Origin of the sequence: Vibrio viridaestus (assembly GCF_003856525.1) — a bacterium.
Lineage (GTDB): Bacteria > Pseudomonadota > Gammaproteobacteria > Enterobacterales > Vibrionaceae > Vibrio > Vibrio viridaestus.
Window position 1 is genome coordinate 106,725 of the sequence record NZ_RJVQ01000004.1, and the last position, 19,240, is coordinate 125,964.

The window sequence follows — 19,240 nt, forward strand, 5'->3', positions numbered from 1 at the left end:
TTATAGGCGATATTCATCAATCTTGATCTGCCATTTTTTTAGCTTTCCATAGAGGCAATTTCTAGACACTCTTAATACTTCTGCTGTTTGACGAACGTTACCATTGTTTGCTTTTAGCAGTGTAATGATGTGTTGTTTTTCATTTCCTTCCAGGCTTATTGGTGTTGACTCGTAGGTCGCTTTATTCTTTTCAGGTATTGGTGTTTCGATTCCTGTAGGATTTATAACCTCGTTATTAATCGATTGAAAAGCGATTTCATCTGGCAGGTCAGCCTGGCTTATTTCAAGCCCGGAGTTCAGGTTTATAAGTCGTTCCACGGTATTCTCTAATTCCCGAACATTTCCCGGCCATTGGTATGAGCGTAACAAAGATTGGACATGAGGCGAAAAAGTAGGTCTGATTTTTTTTAAATTGTTACAAAGCCTAGATGCAAAAAACTCCACTAGATCACAGATATCTTCCGCTCGTTCCCGTAGTGGTGGTATCGGCAGAGAAATGACATTCAAGCGATAATACAAATCTCTACGAAAGGAAGATTGGTCCACCGCTTTGATTAGGTTGCAGTTAGTCGCTGCAATAATTCGAACGTCTATTTTTATGGGTTTGGCTGCACCAATTCGCATTACTTCGCCTTCCTGAAGGACTCGGAGTAAGCTCGTCTGAGCTTCAAGCGGCATTTCACCTATTTCATCGAGAAAAAGGGTTCCTCCATCCGCCAGTTCAAATTTTCCAGATGCTCCTCCCTTTCTTGAACCGGTATAGGCACCGTCTGTATAGCCGAATAGCTCACTTTGAACTAAATCTCGAGGAATCGCTCCGCAGTTTACGGCAATAAAAGGGCCTGCGTGACGGTTGCTGTGGTTATGTAAGGCCTGAGCGAACAGTTCTTTACCTGTCCCACTTTCTCCTGTAATCAATACTGTGCTGTCACTCAGGCTGGCTTTTTTGGCCTTATCTATAATGCTTTTTAAACGGGGAGAGTTACCGATGATCCTTTCAAATGTATAGGTCGCTCCCACGCCCATTACCCGGCGTGTAATGTCTCTAATACGCTGGTTTTCTTTTAACGAAATGACTTTATTTCCGTTCGGTGCACCAATGACAGAGATAAGGCAGCTTATACTTAAATGCGCGGGGATATTAAAGACGACTTCTTTATCGTTACACGCGGGGCTTTCCAGCAGAGTAATATCTTCGGGTTGAAGATCACGATCAATATGTTTCCCTATGAGATTAAAATTACTGAAAATCTGTCGAGCATAGCGGTTCGCATTTTGAATGATCCCTTGCCTGTCAAATACAATGACGCCTTCATTTAGGGTTTCAAGAATGGTCTGCTGCTCAATCAGAAGATCTTTGAGAATGAGTTGCTGACGAATAGCCTGAGCTGCGGCATGAACGGTTCCTAATGTTTGGTAATTAAAATTTTCCTGTGATGACGTAAGCGTTAAGACGCCGATCATTTTACCTTGGGCATTTTTAACTGGCGCTGCTGCGCATTGCATTTGACGTTTGCGGTGAGCTATTTTCCAGTTTTCACCACTTACGGTATAAACAGGTTTCTTTTCAATAAGGCAGAGAGCGGTGCAATTAGTACCTTGTTCTTCTTCATTGAGAACCCCTCCGACCGGAGTTAGATCCGCTCCACAATAACAAAGCGCAATACCATTCTCATCTGCTAGGTTGATGTGACCATCAGGATTGTAAGCCAACAGATCTTGCATAACACTTCGCGCAATATCGATCATCTCTCGGTTCTTATACAAGATCATGGATAGCTCTTCATCAGCGACAATTTTATACACGAAGGTATATGGGTCAATATTGCGCTCTAGACTACGTCGCCATGAAGCAATGACTGACTGGCGAATCCAATCGGGTTGATTCCCTTCCAAAAACTGCTGCCAAGCCTTACTCAGTTGCTCATTTAACTTATCCGCTTCATTTGCCTGAGGTAGGTAATTCAGTTCTTCATACCACTGCTGCTCTTTTTCAGGCTCGATCTGAGTTTTTCTCTCGAATGAATCCATATTCATTGCTCACTTAGCATGCTCACATTAATGACATGTAATCATGGCATGTCATTAATGTGAACACTCATCTTCTTAATTACTCAGATTGATCACATATTTAACAGCAAATAATTGGCACACCCGTTGCTATATAAATTGGGAGTTCAGATTATGTTTTAATTTAATCTCAACAACGTGAAATAGTAAAAATTATAAATAAAAGTAAGACATATCAATAATCTCAATGGATTATATAAACTTACAAAGGAAAAAATATGAATAAACATAATATCCTCTACGCCACTTTTATATGCTGTATAGCATCTTTAAGTGGGGTCATGCTTGGTTATGATGCTTCTGTCATTTCTGGTGTAATCGAGCCTCTCACAAAACACTTTACATTAAGTCCAGCAGAAAGCGGATGGGCAGTATCTAACGTACTCTTCGGCTGTATATTTGGCGCATGGATCGTTGGTGGTATCTCAAATAAATTTGGTCGTAAAGCTACTCTAATATTTACCGCCGTTTTATTCTTGATCTCAGCCGTTGGTTCGGCACTGGCTACCAACTTCTTCTGGTTTGTTATTTACCGAATGATTGGCGGATTTGCTGTTGGTATGGCTTCTGCTATCACACCATTGTACATAGCTGAAGTGTCCCCACGAGACTATCGCGGACGTATGCTTGGACTACAGCAACTGTTAATGGTTGGTGGTCAACTTGTTGTTTATATTGTGAATTATTCGATCGTTCGTGGTATGGATGACAGTTGGGTGACTTCTCTAGGATGGAGATGGATGCTAGCGTCTGAGATGGTACCCATTGCAATGTTCCTTATCTTAGTCTTTTTCATGCCAGAATCACCAAGATGGTATGCGATGGTGAATAAAGATAAAAAAGCACTGGGTGTATTAAGCCGATTATCAAATGTTGATCACGCAACACAGTTATTAAAAGAAATAAAAGACTCAATAAAATTAGAGCAAGTTCAGGAAAGTGTGAGTTTAAATGCACGTCAAATTTTAACCAATCCAAAAACTCGATTTATTGTTTTAGTGGGTTGTGTTATCGCTACATTACAACAATTAATTGGAATTAATATTCTTCTCTATTATGCACCATCATTATTGAAAAATATTAATGCTGATATTCAAGACTCATTATTTCAAAGTATCTTCCTTGGTGCGGCAAATTTCTTTGGGGTAAGTATTGCATTATTTTTAGTAGATAAAGTTGGACGTAGACCGCTATTAAAATTTGGTACGATAGGCTGTGCTATTTGCCTAGTTCTTACTTCTGCTGCTTTTATTATGGGGATAAAAGGTTATTTCCCTGTCGTTACTCTGGTTCTCTTTGTCTTTATTTTTGGCCTCTCATGGAGTTTAGGTGCTTGGCTAATTATGTCCGAAATCTTCCCCAACAGAATGCGAGCTGTGGGTATGGGGATTGCGTTCAGTGCCATGTATATCTCTAACTTTGCGGTAACTCAGACGTTCCCAATGATGAACCGAAGTGAGTACCTCATGGATAAATTTAATGGTTCATTCCCACTATTGATGTGTGCACTGTTCTGTATTGTCGGCTTCTGGTTTGTCGGACGATTCCTACCTGAAACCCGAGGTGTCTCTCTGGAACAAATCGAACCATTAATGCTTTCGAAATCCAAACGCCTGAGTAAACAAATGGCGGATGAAGAACATGATAAAGACTCTGATATCGTGATTAATTAAGGGTGATAACAATGAAAGACTATCAACTATCTGTCTGTGCTGAAATGGTATTTACTGAATTACCATTTATTGAAAGAGTTAAAAAAATCCATGCCTTAGGCTTTGGTGTGGAGATTTGGGATTGGACGACAAAAGACATCGAAGCGATTGTGGCAACGGGAGCCAAAATCAATTCAATGACTGGCTATATTTCTGGAAATCTAACGGATGACGAAGAAATCGAGCAATTCCTACATAGTGCAAAAGAATCGATTGAGGTTGCTAAGCGACTCAACTGCCCAGCATTGAATTTCCATGGTACAGGATTAGGCGAGGGCGGGATCCCTATCAAACCTGTTGAGGTTGTAACGGGCGAGATGTGGTTAAAAGCGGAGAACACAATACGTCAGCTTGCCAAAATCGGTGAAGAAGCTGGCAAAGTCTTCACCCTAGAAAATCTTAATCTTGAAGTAGACCATGCAGGGACGCCGTTTGCCCGAGCTGCTGATACTTATACTTTGGTGAAAGCAGTGAACAGCCCATACATCAAGATGAATCTTGATTTTTATCACGCTCAAATCGGAGAGGGTAACTTGATTGAGTTACTGCGCAAATGCATTGATTACGTTGGTGAACTTCAGGTGGCTGATGTTCCAGGACGAATGGAGCCGGGGACCGGTGAAATCAATTACCCAGCTATTGCAAAAGCGATTCGAGAACTTGGATACACCGGAAATGTAGCAATGGAAGCCTGGGCTTCTGGTGACTCTGAAGTCGCTCTACAGAGATTTAAAGACGCGTTTAATTAAGAAATCAACGGGAATTATCCCGTGACTATGAGAATAATTAGGCACTCTCTAGTGCCCCCCAATAACTGAAAGAGTAAGGAATGAATATGTATAATGTAGCTCTCTTTGGAGCAGGACGAATTGGACAAGTCGTTCACTCTGTAAACATCGCAAACCATCCAGAAACAAACTTATATTCTGTTATTGACCCATTTGCTCAGAATGCACAGAAAATTGCAGATACTTATGGTTGTAAAATCCAGACGGTTGAAGAAGCCATTAATGATCCTAGCGTTCAGGCTGTGCTTATCGCATCTGCAACCGATACTCATGCAGAGTTAATTGAGTTAGCGGCTAAAGCAGGTAAAGCCATCTTCTGTGAAAAACCCGTGCATTTGGATATGGAAAGGGTGGTTCAGTGTTTGAAAGTCGTTGATGACTGTAAAGTTCCGTTGTTTATTGGATTCAATCGCCGCTGGGACCCACAATTTAAAGCCGTGAAAGAACGAGCAAGTATGGGGCAGATTGGTAAAGCTGAATCCTTGATTATTACCTCGCGCGATCCTTCACCACCACCTGTTGAATACATTAAAGTATCTGGTGGATTATTCCGTGATATGACGATTCACGACTTTGATATGGCGCGTTACATCATGGGTGAAGAGCCAGAGTCTATCTACGCATGCGGAACCAATATTGTAGATAAAGAAATTGGTAAAGCGGGCGACATTGATACCTGTTTCATCGTCATGCGCTTTCCATCAGGTGCAATGGCGACGATTTCAAATACACGTCGTTCTGGTTATGGATATGATCAGCGTTTGGAACTGCATGGTGAAAAAGGGGTATTAACTGCGAAAAACCTGAATGAAGATGAGGTTGAACTTTGGACCGATGAAGGTTGCCGTTATGCGAAACCTGAATTTTTCTTCCTGGAAAGATACAAAGCCGCATACATTGCTGAATGGGCACACTTTGTTGATGTACTGAATGGAAAAGCTCAGCCTGCAACTTCGGGTTTCGACGGTAAACAGGCACTTAACCTTGCTGACAAAGCATACGAGTCATTAAAAACCGGTAAAGAAATTAAATTATAACAACATCAGTTTCCTCCTTCGGTAGATTTGGTAGGCTTGTGACAGCCTACCTTTTTTCTTTTATACAATAGCGTGTTCCAGAATGCTTCTTGATTCAGATAAGGTGATCGCCTGATTCTCACCAAGTTGCTTCATTCCGTGTTGCTCCAGTTTTTCTACAACGTCATTAACGGCATCTTGCTGGCTGCCTTGGTAGCCATCGAAGTGAGTCGCCACATCCAAAGAGTGATAAAAATCTTCTATTGAGTCTATTGTGTCTTCCGCCGAGCTAGAAGCATCAAGACCAAAGACGTTTCTGCCCATTTGTTCTAGTTTGGCTCTTTTGGCAGTGATCTGATTACGTAGCAATGACGGTTGTACGATGGCAAGAGAACGAGCATGGTCGACTCCCCACAACGCTGTAAATTCATGACCAATCATGTGAGTTGCCCAGTCTTGAGGAACGCCGACACCAATGAGGCCATTCAGAGCTTGGTTTGCCGACCACATGAGGTTTGCGCGCCACTGGTCATTGTCTCTTTGGGTAAAGTTCTCTCCCAGAGTTTTTAGGCTTCTTAGTAGGCCTTCTGCGTATGCATCTTGCACAAAAGAGTCTGTGGGATAGGTAATATACTGTTCACATACGTGTACCCACGCATCGACCAGACCATTGAGTAGTTGTCTTTCTGGAAGTGTCTTCATGACGTCTGGATCCATCACGGCGAAAGTTGGTTGCACATGAGCAGACATGAAGCTGAGCTTATCATGTGTTTCCAACTTAGTGATTACAGCACCTTTGTTTGACTCAGACCCCGTTGCTGGAAGCGTTAGTATTGCACCAATTGCAACCGCTTCTTCAACCGTGTGCTTTTTCGTCATGATATCCCAGCCATCACCATCATATTTTGTTGCTGCAGCGACATACTTAGAGCCATCTATAACGGAGCCGCCACCGACTGCGAGAATGAAGCCAATGTGTTCTTGTTTAGCTATTGCGACCGCTTTATTTAAGGTTTCTTGTGTTGGATTGGGCTCTACGCCAGAAAATTCCAACCACTCATGTTCCGCAAGTGCTTGCTTCACTTGATCATAAACGCCGTTCTTTTTGATTGAACCACCACCGTAGATAACCAGTACCTTTTTATCTGCAGGGATGGCATTGGTAATCGCAGAAATCTGGCCTTGACCAAAGAATATTTGCGTTGGGTTTGAATAAGTAAATTGCATCACATGTCCTCTTATTGGAATGATATATAAAAATATCAGCTGCGATATTTCTATTATGTATGCATAATAGTCCTGTGGTTTGGTGTTAAATAGGCTAAATTCTCTTTAATTAATGCCTATTTCTATATTGTGGTGGATTTGTATGACGACGTTGGTTGAGTGGCTTGAAAAGTATACAGAGATTAACGGATTGCAGAATTTTAGTGGTACCTGCGAAACAGATATTCCAGGAATTTGGTTTTACCGAAGCATAGAAGGGAACGAGCGTAAACCTCTGCTTTATCAATCTGGAGTATTGATCCTCGCTCAGGGACTGAAGAATATTTATCTTGATCAGAGCCATGTAACTTATGGCCCAAACGACTATCTGGTCGTTGGTGTACCGCTCCCTATTGAATGTGAAGCGATTCCAGATAAGGGCAAGCCTTTAATGGGCATATCCATTCGAATTGAACCTCACATACTGCAGAAAATGGTACACAAGTTGGAGTTATCAGGCCACTCGGGGAGCCAAGATTGTCATCGTGAGTCGTGCGGTTTATGCTCGGTGTCGATGTCCAAGGAGATGGAGGATACCTGTCTCAGAATCATGAAGGCGCTATGCCACCCGGTGGAAGCTCATATCATTGGTGAATCATTATTAGAAGAGCTAATTTACCGCGTTCTTATCAGTAAAGCAGGATATGTGCTATTCGAATTAGCATCTAAAGAGGGGCACTATTCAAGGGTTGCTAATGTCTTAGCTCGAGTACATCAGGACTACAGTCGAAACCTCACGGTGAATGAATTGGCGAAGGAAGCCAATATGAGCGTGTCAGCGTTCCATTTGGCTTTTCGCAGCGTGACGATGGAATCGCCATTGCAGTACATTAAAAAGGTGCGTTTAAATCGAGCTCGTGAGTTGATTCAGTTAGAAGGTCGAAGGGTGAATGAAGCCGCAAGGATGGTTGGCTACACCAGCCCGTCCCAATTTCATCGCGAATACAAGCGGCTATTCAAAGAAACCCCAAGAGAAGATAAGTTACCTGCTTAGTAAACCATTTATTTAATAGCTGAAGGGTGACTGCACAGTGGGGTTATCGTAAACGTCATATAAGGGAATAACGGAAGCCCCGTTAATACTTCATGCAGGTGTTCGTTGTCTTTTACATCAAAGATACTCACGTTGGCATATTCTCCAACGACTCGCCATATATGCAGCCAAATGCCTTCGCTTTGCAGTTTCTGAGAATATTGTTTCTCAGTAGCTTTAATCTTGTCCACTTCATCCTGAGGTAATGTATCAGGAATATTGATCATCATTTCTACTTTAAAAAGCATGTGCTGTCCTTAGAGCTATAACGGTGTGGACTATCAGTATAGGATTGGCCGTTTACGATGAGAAGTGAAAAATAACAGGCAATAAAAAAGACTTAAGGCAAAAGCACTTAAGTCTTTTTTATATAATATGGTGGGCCTTCCGGGACTTGAACCCAGGACCTGCCGATTATGAGTCGGATGCTCTAACCAACTGAGCTAAAGGCCCCATGTAGGTGGACGATTATAGGGGAAGCTTGCAGTGCTGTCTAGCCTAGATAGAGGCTAATTCCGCTTATAATTTATTCACTTAAACCTATTGATACAAAAAAGGTGAGCAATTGCTCACCTTTTGTGCAGAATAAACTTTGTTATTCATCCAAGAAGCTGCGAAGAGTTTCTGAGCGGCTTGGGTGACGTAGTTTACGCAGTGCTTTCGCTTCAATCTGACGAATACGTTCACGAGTAACGTCGAACTGCTTACCAACTTCTTCTAGAGTGTGGTCAGTGTTCATGTCGATACCAAAACGCATACGCAGGACTTTAGCTTCACGTGGTGTTAAGCCAGCCAATACATCTCTTGTTGCTGAGCGAAGACTTGTTGATGTTGCTGAGTCTAACGGCAACTCCAACGTTGTATCTTCAATAAAGTCACCTAGATGCGAATCTTCGTCATCGCCAATAGGTGTTTCCATTGAGATTGGCTCTTTAGCAATCTTAAGCACTTTACGGATTTTGTCTTCTGGCATAGCCATACGTTCTGCCAATTCTTCCGGTAATGGTTCACGGCCCATTTCCTGAAGCATTTGACGAGAGATACGGTTTAGCTTATTGATCGTTTCAATCATATGAACAGGGATACGAATTGTACGTGCCTGGTCAGCGATTGAACGAGTGATTGCCTGACGGATCCACCATGTTGCATAAGTCGAGAATTTGTAACCACGACGGTATTCAAATTTATCTACGGCTTTCATCAGACCGATGTTACCTTCCTGAATTAGATCGAGGAATTGTAAACCACGGTTGGTGTATTTTTTCGCAATAGAGATAACCAGACGTAAGTTCGCTTCAACCATCTCTTTCTTCGCACGACGAGCTTTTGCTTCGCCAATTGACATGCGACGGCTGATATCTTTGATGCGGTTTACGCTTAGTCGAGTTTCTTCTTCGATTGCCTGCAGTTTCTGAATTGAGCGACGAATTTCTTCTTCGTTACCACGAATCTTCTCTGCGTATGGCTTGTCTGATGCCAAAACAGTGTTTAACCATTCTTCGCTTGATTCATTGTTAGTGAATAGAGCAATGAATGATTTCTTCGGCATTTTGCCGTATTCAACAACGTGTTTCATGATCAAACGCTCTTGAGTACGAACGCGATCCATTGATTGACGAAGTGAATCAACTAAATGATCGAACTGCTTTGGTGTTAAACGAAACTCACGGAAAATATCAAGCACCTGATCTGAAGCTGCATTCGCCTCAGTAGATAGCTCGCCGCTTTCCTGTAAAGCTACTTGATAGTTCTGGAAGCGAGTTCTAAGCTCATTGAATTTCTCCAGAGCTAGCTCTGGATCGATTCCGACTTCTTCTTCGCTGTCGTCATCATCACTATCGTCATCGCTATCTTCGTCGTCATCCTCATCACTATCATCGTCGTCGTCTTTTTTCTGGTCATCTTTTTTGCCTTTGATCGACATTTCGTCATCTTCAAGGTCTGAACCAGTTAACTCTGAACCGATGTGAGTGGCTGTTGGTGCAGTGGTTTCATCTGCATCTGGATCGACAAAACCGGAGATTAGATCCGTTAAGCGAAGTTCTTCTGTTTGTACTTTGTCAAATTGCTCAAGAATATAAGGAATGGTTCCTGGATATTCAGCAACGGAGCTTTGAACCTGATTAATACCTTCTTCGATACGCTTAGCGATATCGATCTCGCCTTCACGAGTCAAAAGCTCAACAGTACCCATTTCACGCATATACATGCGGACAGGATCTGTTGTACGACCTATTTCACTTTCGACACTGGAAAGGGCGGCAGCTGCAGCTTCTGCTACATCTTCATCAGTAATATTGGCGTCGTCGTTTAAAGAAAGATCATCGGCATCTGGGGCAGTCTCTACTACCTTAATACCCATGTCATTAATCATCTGAATAATGTCTTCTACCTGTTCAGAATCGACTATTTCTGCTGGTAGGTGGTCATTGACTTCGGCGTAGGTCAGATAGCCTTGTTCTTTGCCCTTAAGGACAAGTTGTTTTAGCTGTGACTGCGGATTTTGATCCATAGACGGTATCCAACTTCAATTCTTGGTGACGGAAATGGTTGCTAAATGCAAACCACGTATTATAACAAATGTATCAATTGCTGACTACAGAATTAGGGTTACGCTTTCAAGTCGAGCATTAACGCAAGAAGCTCCCTTTTTTCATCGGCTGATAAACCGACACTTCGTTCTTTTGCCTGCAGATTTTCAATTTGTTTTTCAACACATTGAGCTAATATTTTGTCCAACGAGTCTAAAAATATGTCTTCCTGATTATCATCGACAAGCGGGATATCCCAGCTTGCTAAGCGAGAAAGAAGCGCTTCGTTTTGGCTATTTCGCCAATGTTCAAGTAACTGGCCTGTTGAAACATGGGGATAATTTAGACACTTTTCAAGTACCTCAATTAATAAATTCAGCCCTGGTATCGTGAGTGATGCTACGCTAGATAGATCGGGTACCTTTTGAGAATAGCTCGGATTTTGCAAAAGCAAAGCGATAACTTCTCTCATTGGCGTCCGTTTAATCTCTCTATGAGGCTGATTTTTCGGCTTATCTTCTTGTCTTAATTTAGGTTTCTTATAAACCCCAGTTTTTTGTTCCAATACTTGGAGTAGCTGATCCTGTAGCGACTCATCTGGAATCTTATAAATGAGAGGTAATGCGAGAGCTTCCAATGCAGCTTTACCCTCAGGATTCCCGACATCTACTTGTGACAGTAGGTGAGAAAAAAGATATTTAGACAGTGGCTGAGCATTTTGAACCTGTTGTTCAAAGGCCTCTTTACCGTACTTTCGAATATAACTGTCCGGATCTTCTCCATCGGGAAGAAATAGAAATTTTAGCACATGACCACTTTTTAGGTAGCCAAGAGCATTTTCTAATGCTCTCCATGCAGCATCGCGTCCTGCTCTATCACCGTCATAACAGCAGACAACGGTTGGTGTTTGACGGAACAGAAGCTGAAGGTGATCTCCGGTCGTTGATGTGCCCAACGATGCAACAGAATAATCAACCCCATACTGCGCAAGAGCAACCACATCCATGTAACCCTCAACCACCAGTATTTGTTGAGGCTCACGATGTGCTTGTAAAACTTCATATAGGCCATAAAGCTCTTTGCCTTTATGAAAAATAGGTGTTTCAGGTGAATTGAGGTACTTTGGTGTACCATCACCTATAACGCGACCCCCAAAACCAATTACTCGGCCACGGCGATCACGAATCGGAAACATCACACGACCACGGAAGCGGTCATAGCGCCTGCCCTGATCGTTTTCTATTAGCAATCCGCCACTCAAAAGCATGTCCTGCGTGGCTTTCTGCTTACCAAATTCTTTTAGAACAGTATCCCATTCATCAACCACATAGCCGATTCCAAACTTCTGAGCAATTTCTCCTGAAAGGCCGCGATCACGAAGGTAATCAATTGCTACTTTACTGGACGATTTTTTTAATTGCTGAGAATAAAACTTCGCAACGCTTTCCATGAGGTCATAGAGAGAGCGCTTCTGTTCTTTGTTTGCTTGTGGTTGATTGGAGTTATAGCCAGAAGAAGAGCGCTGCTCTCTGGGAACTTCTAATCCTAAATAAGAGGCGAGCTCTTCGATAGCTTCAACGAAGTCGAGTCGTTCATACTCCATCATGAAGTCGATGGCGTTACCATGAACACCACAACCAAAACAGTGGTAGAACTGTTTTTCCTGACTTACGCTAAAAGATGGCGTTTTCTCATTGTGGAAAGGGCAGCAAGCTGAATAGTTTTTTCCTTTCTTTTTAAGTTTCACGCGAGCGTCGATGACGTCGACAATATCAAGTCGAGCGAGTAAATCATCGATAAATGTTCTAGGGATGTGTCCAGCCATAAAACCCAAAAAGAAAAACAAATACAGTTACGATAGATACAAACAAGCCGTGCACACCTGAGGATAGCACGGCTTGCTGTAATTTGGAGGAGTAAATTAACCGAGTTTAGCTTTCACTAAACCGCTAACTTTACCCATATCCGCACGCCCTTGGATCTGCGGCTTAAGCAATCCCATTACTTTACCCATATCCTGCATGCTTTGAGCATTAGAATCAGCGATGGCTTTGTCTAGCAAAGCGGCGACTTCTTCATCAGAAAGTGGTTGAGGCATAAATTCCTCAAGAACTGTGATTTCAGCGCTTTCCGCATCTGCGAGATCCTGACGACCTGCAGACTCGTACTGGGCAACGGAGTCGCGACGTTGTTTGACCATTTTAGTCAGCACAGACACGATATCTTCGTCAGTGAGAGTAATTTTCTCATCGACTTCGCGCTGTTTAATCGCTGAAAGAGCCAAACGAATAGTGCCAAGGCGTGGTTTATCCTTGGCTTTCATCGCTAATTTTTGCTCTTCTTTGAGATTATCAATCAGAGCCATAACTTAGTTCCTGTCTGGAATAGTTATTAGTATAGGCGAACGCGACGAGCGTTTTCGCGAGCTAGCTTCTTAGCGTGACGCTTTTGAGCTGCTGCTTTAGCGCGTTTGCGAACTGTAGTAGGTTTTTCATAGTGCTCACGACGACGCACTTCAGAAAGGATACCTGCTTTTTCGCAAGAGCGCTTGAAACGACGTAGTGCAACGTCGAACGGTTCGTTTTCACGTACTTTAACTACTGGCATATGCCTTTCACCTCGGGGGTTATTCATTAATGCCGGCTTTCATATCCTAAGGAAGCACATGGCTTGCTTGGTTCTTCGCCAGCGAGATCAAAAATGGTGCGGAATTTTAATCCGAACCCACGTGCTTTGTAAAGCCTTTTGTCGATTATATCGTGCGCAAAATTTGTTTGTCAGCGTAAGGCGAGGTAACATGGCGCCAATTTTAAAGTCATGTGCGAAGCGTTCTGAGACTAATATGCGTATTTTAGGTATCGAGACGTCTTGTGATGAAACAGGCGTCGCAATTTACGATGATGAAAAAGGGCTTCTTTCTCATCAGTTATATAGCCAAATTAAATTACACGCTGATTATGGTGGTGTTGTACCAGAATTGGCTTCCCGAGATCATGTTAAAAAGACGATTCCTTTAATTCGTGCAGCGCTAAAAGAGGCGAATTGTACACCAAGTGATATCGATGGCGTGGCATACACCGCAGGACCTGGTTTGATTGGTGCTTTATTAGTGGGAGCTACCATCGGGCGTAGTCTCGCGTATGCATGGAATGTACCTGCGGTTCCTGTTCATCATATGGAAGGACATTTGCTTGCTCCTATGCTTGAAGATAATCCGCCAGAATTTCCATTTGTTGCTGTATTGGTCTCTGGCGGTCACAGCATGATGGTTGAAGTGCGTGGTATTGGTGAATACCGCATCTTGGGCGAATCAATCGATGATGCTGCTGGAGAAGCTTTTGATAAAACGGCGAAATTGATGGGTCTTGATTATCCTGGTGGACCATTACTGGCGAAACTAGCTGAAAAGGGCACACCTGGGCGCTTTAAGTTCCCTCGCCCGATGACTGATAGACCTGGTTTAGACATGAGTTTCTCTGGATTAAAGACATTCACTGCTAACACGATTGCTGCGAATGATAATGACGAACAAACTCGAGCGGATATTGCCTACGCCTTTCAAGAAGCCGTGTGCGATACCTTAGTCATCAAATGTAAGAGAGCTCTAGAACAGACAGGTCTGAAGAGAATCGTTATCGCTGGGGGAGTCAGTGCAAATAAACAACTGCGAGAATCTTTAGCGACACTAGCCAAGAGAATAGGCGGCGATGTTTATTATCCACGCACTGAGTTTTGTACCGACAATGGGGCTATGATTGCCTATGCTGGTATGCAAAGACTCAAAAGTGGCGAGACTGCAGATTTAGCGATTCAGGCCATTCCTCGTTGGCCAATTGATCAACTACAGCCAATACGATAACAAAAGGAAGAGAACATCTAATGCCAATGTTTAAAATCGATGATAAATCGATGCACTATCTCGATGTCGGTGACGGTGAGGTTTTACTTTTCGGTCATAGTTATCTGTGGGACTCAGAAATGTGGCGCGCTCAAATCGATGTGCTGAGTCAGCAATACCGTTGCATCGTGCCTGATTTTTGGGCGCATGGTCAGTCCGACTTTCATCCTAGTTCTATGAGCAATTTGACTGACTATGCTAATCACATGATTCTTTTAATGGATCATCTGAATATAGAGCAGTTTTCTATTGTTGGTTTATCTGTTGGTGGAATGTGGGGGGCTGAATTAGTGGCTCTTGTGCCGCATCGAGTTAAGTCGTTGGTTTTGGCTGATACCTTCGTCGGCCTTGAGCCTGAAGTGAATCACAATAAATATTTTGCAATGTTGAACACCATCACTGCCAATAAATCGATTCCACCGGCTATGTTGGAGCAAGTGGTGCCAATATTTTTTAGTCGTCAAAGTGTTGAGTTAAAAATGGATTATGTTGCCGCATTTCGCTCTTACTTAGAGACTATTTCAGGCGACAAAACGACGGAAATTGCAGAGATTGGAAAGATGATTTTTGGCCGCAGAGATATGTGTGATGAAGTCGAAAAATTCGCTTTACCGACATTGATACTGGTTGGGTCGGAAGATAATCCAAGACCAGTATTAGAATCGTATTTAATGAATGATCTTATATCGGGGAGTGAGTTAGTCATCATTCCTCAGGCTGGACATATCAGCTCCGTTGAACAGCCCCATTTGGTGACCGAAACGTTAGAGCGTTTCTTTTCTAACATTTACAGTTAAGAGCTAACGGGCTTTTTTTCGCCAACTTTGGGCTCCGAACCATCTAGGAGCCGCTTAATATTGGTGTGGTGGCGAAAGATGATCAAACAGCAAAGCATCGCAACGGGTATGGTGTAGTGCGGTTTGATCATCCATGTATAAAAAGGTGCTAACACTACTGAGACGAGAGCCGCAAGCGAAGAGTATCGAGAATACCCAATAACGGCTAACCATGTAGCGACAATCATACCTGTCAAATCAAGTCCAATTGGTGCCATGGCTCCCAATGCTGTTGCGACCCCTTTACCACCTTTAAAATGAAAAAAGATAGGATAAATGTGGCCAAGGCAAGCTGCGATACCGATCATCCCCAACATGATTGGACCTATTCCCAAAAAATAGCTTCCCCAGACAGGAATAGTACCTTTGAGCATGTCGCAAAGTAATACTAGAACGGCCGCTTTTTTCCCACCAATTCTGAGAACGTTCGTCGCCCCCGGATTATTTGAGCCTGAACTGCGTGGATCGGGGAGTCGCATTAGTCGACAGATCAAGACTGCGCTGGAAATCGAACCCAGCAGGTAAGCTCCAATAATAAGAAATAATACGGTTGGCGACATAAACACCTTTTCTATTTAGCACAGTACATCTTTGTACTTTTCGACTATAGCCTACTGAAGCTGAAAAATTATGGCTTCTTTTTCCATATTTGGTCAGTTTGAGTATATGATATCGCGTAATGCAACATGGTACTGTGTTTTTCGTAACATAGGTATCCGACCTGTACAATTGTTAGAAGTGAGCTCATGGATAAAGTATTTATAGAACAATTAACTGTGATAACCACCATCGGTGTTTATGATTGGGAACAACAAATAAAACAGAAATTAGTTCTCGATATCGAAATGGCGCATGACAATCGACCAGCAGGCAAGAGTGATGATGTTAAAGATGCGTTAGATTACTCGCAGGTGAGCGAAGCGATAATTAATCATATTGAGCAGGGCCGTTTTTTGCTGGTTGAACGAGTTGCGGAAGAAGTGGCTGAGTTAGTCATATCTCAATTCTCTGTGCCATGGATAAAAATACGTTTGTATAAACCTGGAGCCGTTTCTCAGGCTGCGAGTGTTGGTGTTGAGATAGAGAGAGGAACTCGATGACCGTTGCTTATGTAGGTTTAGGATCGAACATTGATAAGCATAAACACGTTGAAGCTGGAATTCAGGAGTTGGCTGCACTAGGAAAGATCACCGCAATCTCAACGATCTACGAATGCCCGGCACTCGGTTTTAACGGAAAAAGTTTTTTTAATCTCATAATTGAGATAGCAACCTCACTTACTATGGAAAAGTTTTCGAACCAACTCAAAGAAATTGAGGCTAAGTGGGGACGCGAACCTGACGCGCAGAAATTTCAAGACAGGACATTAGACTTAGATATTATTTTATTTGGTGATTGTGTTAATCAGGAAAAACCACAAATTCCCAGAGATGATATTTATAAATATCCTTTTGTTATTCAACCTCTTTTTGAGTTGTGTCCGGAACTAGTTATACCGAATGGTGGTCTATCCATTCGTCAGGTATGGCAGAAGTCAGAGGGTTTAGACGTCCTCCGCAAAGTCGAGCCTTGGTTCAACACTACAATTATAGAGTAAATACATGGATATTTTTCAAAGCGTTATTCTCGGTCTCATCGAGGGGATTACCGAGTTTTTACCAATATCATCGACAGGGCATTTGATTATTGCGAGTGAATGGTTGGGTTTACCGCAAACCGATGCGAACAAAGCCTATGAAGTTATCATTCAGTTAGCAGCAATCCTTGCTGTCATTACCAACTATAAAGAGCGTTTTCATCCGAAACATATGGAGCTTTGGGTAAAAGTATTTATCTCTTTCCTTCCTATTGCTGCCATTGGTTTTCTCTTAAAAGATCAGGTAAAAGAACTCTTTACTATTACTGTTGTACCGATCATGTTTATTATTGGCGGTATTATTTTCCTTATCGTTGAACACTTCCTTAAGGATCATAAACCGACGTCGAATACGTTAGACGAGATTACGTATCGACAGGCAATCTGGATTGGTATTGCCCAGGTATTTGCTCTTGTTCCAGGAACCAGTCGCGCAGGCTCGACGATTGTTGGTGCTTTGCTGGTTGGTGTTAGCCGTAAGGTCAGTGCTGAGTTTTCGTTCCTCCTGGCTCTTCCTGTTATGATTGCTGCGAGTGGTTTGGATTTATTGGGTCATTACCAAGATTTTACCGGTGATATGGCGATGCCGCTCTTAGTTGGGTTCGTGACTGCTTATATTTCTGCTTGGCTTGTAATGAAACTCTTCCTGGCATTCTTGAATCGCTTTACCTTTAACGCGTTTGGTATCTATCGCATTATTTTTGGTGTAGCGCTTCTGTACTGGATTTACGCGTAATCAGACATAAATTTAGGGTGATGTTGGCAGCGTAAGCACTAGCATCACCGTTTGATTCCCTTAAATACCTTTCAATTAATTTCGTTTCTGCATACGTTTCTATTTAGCATCGTTATATAATCCTTCGAATATCAGCCAGTTTTCTCGCCCCCATCCGGGGCATATGTTATAAGTGGCTTCCATTTTTCAGCCTTGATACTTTCTTGATACATGGCTGATATGATTTCATCATGTCTGACTAACAGTGAATATTATGCGGGTTTTTGCGTTAACGTTAATCGTACTTTTAGGGTGGCTTCAATACACTTTGTGGGTTGGTAAGAACGGCATATCTGACTATAAAGATATTGCTGTGGAAATCGAGACTCAGAAGCAGGTCAATGCCAATCTCCAGGTGCGAAATAAAGAAATGTATGCGGAAATTGACGATCTTAAGCAAGGATTAGATGCAATCGAAGAAAGGGCCAGGCATGAATTGGGTATGATAAAAGATGGAGAAACCTTTTATCGTATTACAGGTAAAGAGGAAAAAGCTGAATGACGGAAAGCCGTTTTACCGCCATTGTTCCTGCCGCGGGTGTGGGCGCTCGCATGAAAGCAGACAAGCCAAAGCAATATTTGAAAATTCAGGGAAAAACGATTTTAGAACATACGGTTGAGAAGCTATTATCTCATCCTGGAATCGAAAATGTTGTGGTCGCTATTAGTATTGATGATCCTTATTTTGATTCCTTAGCTTTAGCTAAATTGCCGAATGTGATTCGTGTTGATGGCGGAGCTGAACGTTCTCAATCTGTTTTAAATGCTCTGACCTATGTGGTCGATAATTCTCCTTCCCATTGGGTATTGGTTCATGATGCGGCTCGACCTTGCGTTGAACTGTCCGATATTTCCCGCTTAATTACCGAAGCAACTGAGCATCCTGTTGGTGCCATACTTGCCGCTCCTGTGAGAGATACAATGAAGCGCAGTAATGCAAAGCAGGATATTGATCAAACGATTGATCGATCTTCTTTGTGGCACGCTTTAACGCCACAAATGTTTCGTTCTGAACAGCTCAAAGAAGCACTTACGCAGGCATTATTTCACAAGGTTGCCGTAACCGATGAAGCCTCTGCGATGGAGTGGCTTGGACTGAGTCCGAGACTGGTGACAGGGCGAATGGATAATTTGAAAATAACTCAGCCAGAAGATCTGAGTCTGGCGGAATTTTACTTAACACGCGATAAAGGCTAAACGATGTTTAAGATAGGTCACGGTTTTGACGTGCATAAATTTGGTGGCGAAGGCCCAGTTATTATTGGTGGAGTTTCAGTCCCTTATGAGCAGGGTTTATTAGCACACTCTGACGGTGATGTTGCATTACATGCCTTATGCGATGCGCTTTTGGGTGCAATAGCTGCTGGAGACATTGGTCGCCATTTTCCGGACACGGATGATAAATGGAAAGGGGCTAATAGTCGTGAGTTGCTTAAAGACGTATATAAACGCGTCGTAGCAGCAGGATATCGTCTGGGTAATGCGGATATTACGATTATTGCTCAGGCGCCTAAAATGGCACCCTACATTGAATCAATGTGTCAGGCAATTGCGGACGATCTTAACTGTGATTTAGGATCTGTAAACGTTAAGGCGACAACATCGGAGCGATTAGGTTTTACCGGTAGAAAAGAAGGTATTGCCTGTGAAGCCGTTGTCCTGCTAATGAAAGCGTAACC

At 42.7% G+C, this 19,240-nt stretch carries 20 protein-coding genes and 1 tRNA gene; 12 read left to right on the plus strand and 9 right to left on the minus strand.

Annotated features, from left to right (window positions below):
- Positions 1-2,031 carry a sigma-54-dependent Fis family transcriptional regulator gene (locus EES38_RS11210; protein ID WP_124937296.1) on the minus strand — a complete coding sequence of 677 codons (2,031 nt, stop codon included), beginning with the start codon at positions 2,029-2,031 and terminating at the stop codon, positions 1-3.
- Between the two features lie 257 nt (positions 2,032-2,288).
- On the opposite strand from EES38_RS11210, the gene EES38_RS11215 reads away from it, so the two are divergent.
- The 3 genes from EES38_RS11215 (at position 2,289) to iolG (ending at position 5,607) form a co-directional block, all read left to right on the plus strand.
- Positions 2,289-3,743, plus strand: a complete 1,455-nt coding sequence (locus tag EES38_RS11215; RefSeq protein WP_124937297.1) for a sugar porter family MFS transporter — start codon at positions 2,289-2,291, stop codon at positions 3,741-3,743.
- Positions 3,744-3,754: 11 nt separating this feature from the next.
- Complete coding sequence (locus EES38_RS11220; RefSeq protein WP_124937298.1) at positions 3,755-4,531, plus strand: TIM barrel protein; 777 nt, start codon at positions 3,755-3,757, stop codon at positions 4,529-4,531.
- A gap of 86 nt (positions 4,532-4,617) precedes the next feature.
- Complete coding sequence (gene iolG, locus EES38_RS11225) at positions 4,618-5,607, plus strand: inositol 2-dehydrogenase (protein WP_124937299.1); 990 nt, start codon at positions 4,618-4,620, stop codon at positions 5,605-5,607.
- Between the two features lie 60 nt (positions 5,608-5,667).
- On the opposite strand, the gene EES38_RS11230 is transcribed toward iolG, so the two are convergent.
- Positions 5,668-6,813, minus strand: coding sequence for an iron-containing alcohol dehydrogenase (locus EES38_RS11230; protein ID WP_124937300.1), 1,146 nt, complete (start codon positions 6,811-6,813; stop codon positions 5,668-5,670).
- 142 nt (positions 6,814-6,955) lie between these two features.
- Between EES38_RS11230 and EES38_RS11235 the strand changes: the two genes are divergently transcribed.
- Positions 6,956-7,846, plus strand: coding sequence for an AraC family transcriptional regulator (locus EES38_RS11235; protein ID WP_124937301.1), 891 nt, complete (start codon positions 6,956-6,958; stop codon positions 7,844-7,846).
- 8 nt (positions 7,847-7,854) lie between these two features.
- Here the strand turns inward: EES38_RS11235 and catC are convergent, their stop codons facing one another.
- The 6 genes from catC to rpsU form a co-directional block, all read right to left on the minus strand.
- Positions 7,855-8,133, minus strand: coding sequence for a muconolactone Delta-isomerase (gene catC / locus EES38_RS11240; RefSeq protein ID WP_124937302.1), 279 nt, complete (start codon positions 8,131-8,133; stop codon positions 7,855-7,857).
- A gap of 128 nt (positions 8,134-8,261) precedes the next feature.
- A tRNA-Ile gene (locus tag EES38_RS11245) sits at positions 8,262-8,338 on the minus strand.
- A 142-nt stretch (positions 8,339-8,480) separates the two neighbouring features.
- Positions 8,481-10,397: an RNA polymerase sigma factor RpoD gene (gene rpoD, locus EES38_RS11250; RefSeq protein ID WP_124937303.1), complete on the minus strand. Its 1,917-nt coding sequence runs from the start codon at positions 10,395-10,397 to the stop codon at positions 8,481-8,483.
- 98 nt (positions 10,398-10,495) lie between these two features.
- Positions 10,496-12,241: a DNA primase gene (dnaG, locus tag EES38_RS11255; protein ID WP_124937304.1), complete on the minus strand. Its 1,746-nt coding sequence runs from the start codon at positions 12,239-12,241 to the stop codon at positions 10,496-10,498.
- A 96-nt stretch (positions 12,242-12,337) separates the two neighbouring features.
- Positions 12,338-12,781 carry a GatB/YqeY domain-containing protein gene (locus EES38_RS11260; RefSeq protein ID WP_124937305.1) on the minus strand — a complete coding sequence of 148 codons (444 nt, stop codon included), beginning with the start codon at positions 12,779-12,781 and terminating at the stop codon, positions 12,338-12,340.
- 26 nt (positions 12,782-12,807) lie between these two features.
- The gene (gene rpsU, locus EES38_RS11265; protein WP_001145625.1) at positions 12,808-13,023 is read right to left on the minus strand and encodes a 30S ribosomal protein S21; all 216 of its coding nucleotides are present in this window, start codon (positions 13,021-13,023) and stop codon (positions 12,808-12,810) included.
- 235 nt (positions 13,024-13,258) lie between these two features.
- Between rpsU and tsaD the strand changes: the two genes are divergently transcribed.
- Entirely contained in the window at positions 13,259-14,275 is a 1,017-nt protein-coding gene (gene tsaD / locus EES38_RS11270) for a tRNA (adenosine(37)-N6)-threonylcarbamoyltransferase complex transferase subunit TsaD (RefSeq protein WP_124937495.1), read from the plus strand.
- Positions 14,276-14,295: 20 nt separating this feature from the next.
- Entirely contained in the window at positions 14,296-15,111 is an 816-nt protein-coding gene (locus EES38_RS11275) for an alpha/beta fold hydrolase (protein WP_124937306.1), read from the plus strand.
- On the opposite strand, the gene plsY is transcribed toward EES38_RS11275, so the two are convergent.
- Positions 15,108-15,710, minus strand: coding sequence for a glycerol-3-phosphate 1-O-acyltransferase PlsY (gene plsY / locus EES38_RS11280; protein ID WP_124937307.1), 603 nt, complete (start codon positions 15,708-15,710; stop codon positions 15,108-15,110). The genes EES38_RS11275 and plsY overlap by 4 nt on opposite strands.
- 186 nt (positions 15,711-15,896) lie before the next feature.
- Between plsY and folB the strand changes: the two genes are divergently transcribed.
- From folB to ispF, 6 genes are all read left to right on the plus strand, one after another.
- Positions 15,897-16,250: a bifunctional dihydroneopterin aldolase/7,8-dihydroneopterin epimerase gene (folB, locus tag EES38_RS11285; protein ID WP_124937308.1), complete on the plus strand. Its 354-nt coding sequence runs from the start codon at positions 15,897-15,899 to the stop codon at positions 16,248-16,250.
- Positions 16,247-16,747 (plus strand): 2-amino-4-hydroxy-6-hydroxymethyldihydropteridine diphosphokinase, encoded by a 501-nt coding sequence (folK, locus tag EES38_RS11290; RefSeq protein WP_124937309.1) that lies wholly within the window; start codon positions 16,247-16,249, stop codon positions 16,745-16,747. The genes folB and folK overlap by 4 nt, the downstream gene beginning before the upstream one ends.
- 4 nt (positions 16,748-16,751) lie before the next feature.
- Positions 16,752-17,522, plus strand: a complete 771-nt coding sequence (locus EES38_RS11295; RefSeq protein WP_124937310.1) for an undecaprenyl-diphosphate phosphatase — start codon at positions 16,752-16,754, stop codon at positions 17,520-17,522.
- Between the two features lie 253 nt (positions 17,523-17,775).
- Positions 17,776-18,063 carry a cell division protein FtsB gene (gene ftsB / locus EES38_RS11300; protein WP_124937311.1) on the plus strand — a complete coding sequence of 96 codons (288 nt, stop codon included), beginning with the start codon at positions 17,776-17,778 and terminating at the stop codon, positions 18,061-18,063.
- Positions 18,060-18,758 carry a 2-C-methyl-D-erythritol 4-phosphate cytidylyltransferase gene (ispD, locus tag EES38_RS11305; protein WP_124937312.1) on the plus strand — a complete coding sequence of 233 codons (699 nt, stop codon included), beginning with the start codon at positions 18,060-18,062 and terminating at the stop codon, positions 18,756-18,758. The genes ftsB and ispD overlap by 4 nt, the downstream gene beginning before the upstream one ends.
- A gap of 3 nt (positions 18,759-18,761) precedes the next feature.
- Positions 18,762-19,238: a 2-C-methyl-D-erythritol 2,4-cyclodiphosphate synthase gene (gene ispF, locus EES38_RS11310; protein ID WP_124937313.1), complete on the plus strand. Its 477-nt coding sequence runs from the start codon at positions 18,762-18,764 to the stop codon at positions 19,236-19,238.
- Positions 19,239-19,240: the final 2 nt, after the last annotated feature.

Bases quoted from the DNA above. Each gene is read 5' to 3' on its own strand.
- rpoD (WP_124937303.1), bottom strand. From the start codon at position 10,397: ATGGATCAAAATCCGCAGTCACAGCTAAAACAACTTGTCCTTAAGGGC.
- tsaD (WP_124937495.1), top strand. From the start codon at position 13,259: ATGCGTATTTTAGGTATCGAGACGTCTTGTGATGAAACAGGCGTCGCA.
- EES38_RS11215 (WP_124937297.1), top strand. From the start codon at position 2,289: ATGAATAAACATAATATCCTCTACGCCACTTTTATATGCTGTATAGCA.
- rpsU (WP_001145625.1), bottom strand. From the start codon at position 13,023: ATGCCAGTAGTTAAAGTACGTGAAAACGAACCGTTCGACGTTGCACTA.
- iolG (WP_124937299.1), top strand. From the start codon at position 4,618: ATGTATAATGTAGCTCTCTTTGGAGCAGGACGAATTGGACAAGTCGTT.
- ispD (WP_124937312.1), top strand. From the start codon at position 18,060: ATGACGGAAAGCCGTTTTACCGCCATTGTTCCTGCCGCGGGTGTGGGC.
- EES38_RS11295 (WP_124937310.1), top strand. From the start codon at position 16,752: ATGGATATTTTTCAAAGCGTTATTCTCGGTCTCATCGAGGGGATTACC.
- ispF (WP_124937313.1), top strand. From the start codon at position 18,762: ATGTTTAAGATAGGTCACGGTTTTGACGTGCATAAATTTGGTGGCGAA.
- EES38_RS11235 (WP_124937301.1), top strand. From the start codon at position 6,956: ATGACGACGTTGGTTGAGTGGCTTGAAAAGTATACAGAGATTAACGGA.
- ftsB (WP_124937311.1), top strand. From the start codon at position 17,776: ATGCGGGTTTTTGCGTTAACGTTAATCGTACTTTTAGGGTGGCTTCAA.
- folB (WP_124937308.1), top strand. From the start codon at position 15,897: ATGGATAAAGTATTTATAGAACAATTAACTGTGATAACCACCATCGGT.
- folK (WP_124937309.1), top strand. From the start codon at position 16,247: ATGACCGTTGCTTATGTAGGTTTAGGATCGAACATTGATAAGCATAAA.
- EES38_RS11220 (WP_124937298.1), top strand. From the start codon at position 3,755: ATGAAAGACTATCAACTATCTGTCTGTGCTGAAATGGTATTTACTGAA.
- catC (WP_124937302.1), bottom strand. From the start codon at position 8,133: ATGCTTTTTAAAGTAGAAATGATGATCAATATTCCTGATACATTACCT.
- EES38_RS11260 (WP_124937305.1), bottom strand. From the start codon at position 12,781: ATGGCTCTGATTGATAATCTCAAAGAAGAGCAAAAATTAGCGATGAAA.
- EES38_RS11230 (WP_124937300.1), bottom strand. From the start codon at position 6,813: ATGCAATTTACTTATTCAAACCCAACGCAAATATTCTTTGGTCAAGGC.
- plsY (WP_124937307.1), bottom strand. From the start codon at position 15,710: ATGTCGCCAACCGTATTATTTCTTATTATTGGAGCTTACCTGCTGGGT.
- EES38_RS11210 (WP_124937296.1), bottom strand. From the start codon at position 2,031: ATGGATTCATTCGAGAGAAAAACTCAGATCGAGCCTGAAAAAGAGCAG.
- EES38_RS11275 (WP_124937306.1), top strand. From the start codon at position 14,296: ATGCCAATGTTTAAAATCGATGATAAATCGATGCACTATCTCGATGTC.
- dnaG (WP_124937304.1), bottom strand. From the start codon at position 12,241: ATGGCTGGACACATCCCTAGAACATTTATCGATGATTTACTCGCTCGA.